The organism is Mesorhizobium sp. M5C.F.Ca.IN.020.32.2.1 (genome assembly GCF_004023105.1).
GTDB lineage: Bacteria > Pseudomonadota > Alphaproteobacteria > Rhizobiales > Rhizobiaceae > Mesorhizobium > Mesorhizobium wenxiniae.
Window position 1 is genome coordinate 1 of the sequence record NZ_RZSX01000702.1, and the last position, 3,447, is coordinate 3,447.

4 protein-coding genes are annotated in these 3,447 nt (G+C 61.1%); 3 read left to right on the forward strand and 1 reads right to left on the reverse strand.

Going from position 1 to position 3,447, the window contains the following annotated elements:
* A partial coding sequence (locus tag EOA86_RS27275) for an outer membrane protein (RefSeq protein ID WP_245497392.1) occupies positions 1 to 758 on the forward strand: 758 nt, incomplete at its 5' end.
* A 325-nt stretch (positions 759 to 1,083) separates the two neighbouring features.
* On the opposite strand, the gene EOA86_RS27280 is transcribed toward EOA86_RS27275, so the two are convergent.
* On the reverse strand, positions 1,084 to 1,974 hold the full coding sequence (locus tag EOA86_RS27280) for a LysR family transcriptional regulator (RefSeq protein WP_127210787.1): 891 nt from the start codon (positions 1,972 to 1,974) through the stop codon (positions 1,084 to 1,086).
* Positions 1,975 to 2,095: 121 nt separating this feature from the next.
* Between EOA86_RS27280 and EOA86_RS27285 the strand changes: the two genes are divergently transcribed.
* Together EOA86_RS27285 and EOA86_RS27290 are read left to right on the forward strand one after the other, a co-directional pair.
* Positions 2,096 to 2,821: an SDR family oxidoreductase gene (locus tag EOA86_RS27285; protein WP_128344532.1), complete on the forward strand. Its 726-nt coding sequence runs from the start codon at positions 2,096 to 2,098 to the stop codon at positions 2,819 to 2,821.
* A 202-nt stretch (positions 2,822 to 3,023) separates the two neighbouring features.
* Positions 3,024 to 3,296, forward strand: a complete 273-nt coding sequence (locus EOA86_RS27290; RefSeq protein WP_245497393.1) for an Atu4866 domain-containing protein — start codon at positions 3,024 to 3,026, stop codon at positions 3,294 to 3,296.
* Positions 3,297 to 3,447 lie beyond the last annotated feature (151 nt).

A 3,447-nucleotide genomic window follows, 5' to 3' on the forward strand; every position in this document is an offset into this window, starting at 1 on the left:
ACCTGTGTGTTATTCAATTTTTGGTGACTTCCTTTCAACACAGGCATCATTCCATGAAGAAAATCGCGTTTGCCACTACGTTCCTGCTCGGTTTCAGCGGTGCGGCCTTGCTTGCGGCTCCGGCCTTCGCGGCCGATGCAGTTGTTTACGAGCCCACGGCACCCGTCGCAGTTGCCTACGACTGGAGCGGCTTTTATGTCGGTCTTCAGGGCGGCTATCTCTGGGGGCAAGCAGAACACAGCTACTCCAACGGTGCGCCAAGTGACGATTCCGATCCCGATGGCTTCATTGGTGGCGTCCATGTCGGGTATAACTGGCAGTCCGGCTCTTTTGTTTACGGTGTCGAGGGCGATTTCGAAGGCGGTGACGTGGAGGGCAGCTTCGAAAATGCTACCGGAGCCACTTCTGTTGGAACCAGCGAATTGAACTGGCAGGGCTCGATCCGCGCAAGGCTCGGCTACGCATACGACAACGCACTTCTCTACGTCACCGGCGGCTGGGCGATCGGCGATTTCGACTTCGGTGGCGGCCCCTTCCCGCTTCCTGTCAGCGGGGGCTATTCGGATACGCTCAACGGCTGGACAATCGGTGCCGGCGGCGAGTGGGCCTTCAACGAACATTGGACCGCGCGACTGGCGTATCGGTATACAGACTTCGGAGAAGCCTCAGGCAACTTGGCTCCGGGATTCCCGGATGTCGATATGCCGGTTGACCTAACCACGCACGCGGTGAGGGTCGGCGTCAGCTACAAGTTCTGATCCTTTGGGGACGCAAGGAAAACCCCGGCCCAGCGGCCGGGGTTTTCGTTTGGGCTCGATTGGCCATCACCGCCTCAACATCCGAACCGCCCCAGACCAATGTAACTGCAACATCGAGATGCCGGTGCGCAGCGAGGTTGACGATCTGGACTCTCATCCCAAAAAAGGTGGTGGGCTGGTTGGCGGACGGTGAAAGGAAGTCGCTTGCGATGTGCAGCATGTCGCGTCCAACGCGAGACAGAATCGCCGGGAGCGGAAAGCAAATTCGGTTCGCTCCCGCTATTCGAAAAGGACTGCAATGGCGCGATCGCCCGCGCGGAAAACGCTAGCCAAGACGCCGCAGGTGATCGACAAGGGCACGCAGCTTCGGCGCGACGTTACGACGGCTCGGATAGTAGAGGTAGAAGCCGGCAAAGCGCGGGCAATAGCCTTCGAGAACTGCCACCAGCTCGCCTCGATCGATCGACGGGCGAAAGCTCTCCTCCATGCCGAAGGTGATGCCGGCGCCGGCTATGGCGAGCTTTGTCATCAACGCCATGTCGTTGGTCGTGATCTCCGGCGCAACGGCGACGCTGAACTCCTTGCCATTCTCGGCGAATTCCCAGCGATAGGGCGCAACCTTGGGTGCGCGGCGCCAGCCAATGCAGCGATGGCCGGCAAGCTCGCTCGGATGCGCAGGCGCCCCGAACCGATCGCGATAGGCCGGCGCGCAGACGGCCAGCTGCCGCTCGTCGCCGGCGACAGACACCGCAATCATGTCCTGCTCGATCACCTCGCCGAGCCTGACGCCGGCATCGTATCCCTCGGCGACGATGTCGAACTCCTCGTCCGTCACCGTGATGTCGATCTGAACCTCGGGATTCGCTTCGGCAAAGGTCGCCAGGAACGGCCCTGAAAGAAAGCGCTCGGCGATCGACGAGACGGCGAGCCGCAACTGCCCGCGCGGACGCCCGCGCATATCCCCGGTGGTCTCCATTGCCGCGCGCATGTCGGCAATGGCCGGCGCTATCCCGGAGTAGAGGCGTTCGCCAGCCTCGGTAAGGCTGACGCTTCGCGTCGTGCGCTGGACAAGCGCGATACCGAGCGTCTCCTCCAGCCGCTTCATCGTTTGGCTCACCGCCGAGCGGGTGACGCCCGTCCGGTCCGCAGCCGCGCGAAAGCTCCGCTCCTCGGCCACGAGGGCGAACACCGCAAGCGCATTGAGATCCGGCTGCATTGGTTAGATGTGCTTTCCACGCTGTGAACAAACGGTCGTCTTATCGCAACAGTGAAACAGATCCATCTTCGTGGCAACCGCCTGGATGGCGGTTCGCAGGATCAACAAGACGGAGACGAACATGTCGCTCAACAAAGTCGTGCTCATTACCGGGGCTTCGAGCGGCATTGGAGCCGCCATCGGCCGGTCGCTCGGTGCTGCCGGAGCAAAGGTCATGCTCGGTGCGCGCCGCACCGATCGGCTGGACACACTCGCAGGAGAAATCAGGGCAAAGGGCGGGGAGGCAATGACACGCCGCCTGGACGTAACCGATCGCGCAGAAGTCGCCGCCTTTGCCGAGGCGGCGCGCCAGGCCTGGGGACGCGTCGACGTGATCGTCAATAATGCCGGCGTTATGCCGTTGTCGCTGATGGCCTCGATTAAGGTCGGTGAATGGGATCGGATGGTCGACGTCAACATCAAGGGCGTGCTCTACGGCATCGCCGCGGTGCTGCCGGAGATGACGGCCCGAGGTTCCGGCCATGTCGTCAACATCGCCTCCATCGGCGCGCTTTCGGTGTCGCCGACAGCCGCGGTCTATTGCGCGACCAAATTCGCGGTGCGCGCCATCTCCGATGGCTTGCGGCAGGAGCACGACAACATCCGCATCACTTGCATCCTTCCCGGCGTGGTCGATAGCGAGCTCGCCGACACGATCACCGATCCGGTCGCGGTGGAAGCGATGAAGACCTATCGCGCCATCGCGCTGCAGCCCGACGCGATCGGCCGTGCCGTGCGCTTCGCCATCGAACAGCCGGACGATGTCGACGTGAACGAGATCGTCATCCGGCCGACAGCCAGCAAGTAGGGAGGCAAGAATGGATTTTCGTTTTCACACCTCGTCGCGCGATCGCAGCATCGCAAACGCTCTCCGAGCTGTTCACGGAGCGTCGCGCCGCTCCCGGAAAACAACCCTGAGGAGCTGTCGCATGAAGCAGATTTCGACGCTTGCCGCTGCCGTGTTTCTTGCCGGCGCCGCCGTTTTACCAGTACAGAAAGGTCTCGCCCAGATGAATGTCGAGCAAAATACGGTTACCCAACCTTCGGGAAGCCATCCCTATGTCGGGATGTGGGTCACGGCCGATGGCTATATCCGCCACAACTTGCTTCGACACTGTCGCTATGACGAAGCGCGCGGAAACCGTGAGAGCGCGTACCAGGGGCGCTATGAGATCCGAGGAAATCACATCGACTATTGGGACGACACCGGCTTTACCGCTGACGGAACGTTCATTGACGGCGTGCTGCATCACGCGGGTATGATCTTGTATCGGGAGAAGTAGTGACGTTCGTCGAAACGACAAAAAAGTTACCCTTGCACCATATGTCATTTGGTGCGAAGTCAAAAATAGGGGCTCACCTTGCCTACCGAACCACGTTCTCCACGGCGTGCAGTGCTGATCGACGCAGACAATGCCTGGGCCAAGATTGCCG

Coding starts and splice junctions, on each gene's coding strand:
- EOA86_RS27285 (WP_128344532.1), top strand. CDS start 2,096: ATGTCGCTCAACAAAGTCGTGCTCATTACCGGGGCTTCGAGCGGCATT.
- EOA86_RS27290 (WP_245497393.1), top strand. CDS start 3,024: ATGAATGTCGAGCAAAATACGGTTACCCAACCTTCGGGAAGCCATCCC.
- EOA86_RS27280 (WP_127210787.1), bottom strand. CDS start 1,974: ATGCAGCCGGATCTCAATGCGCTTGCGGTGTTCGCCCTCGTGGCCGAG.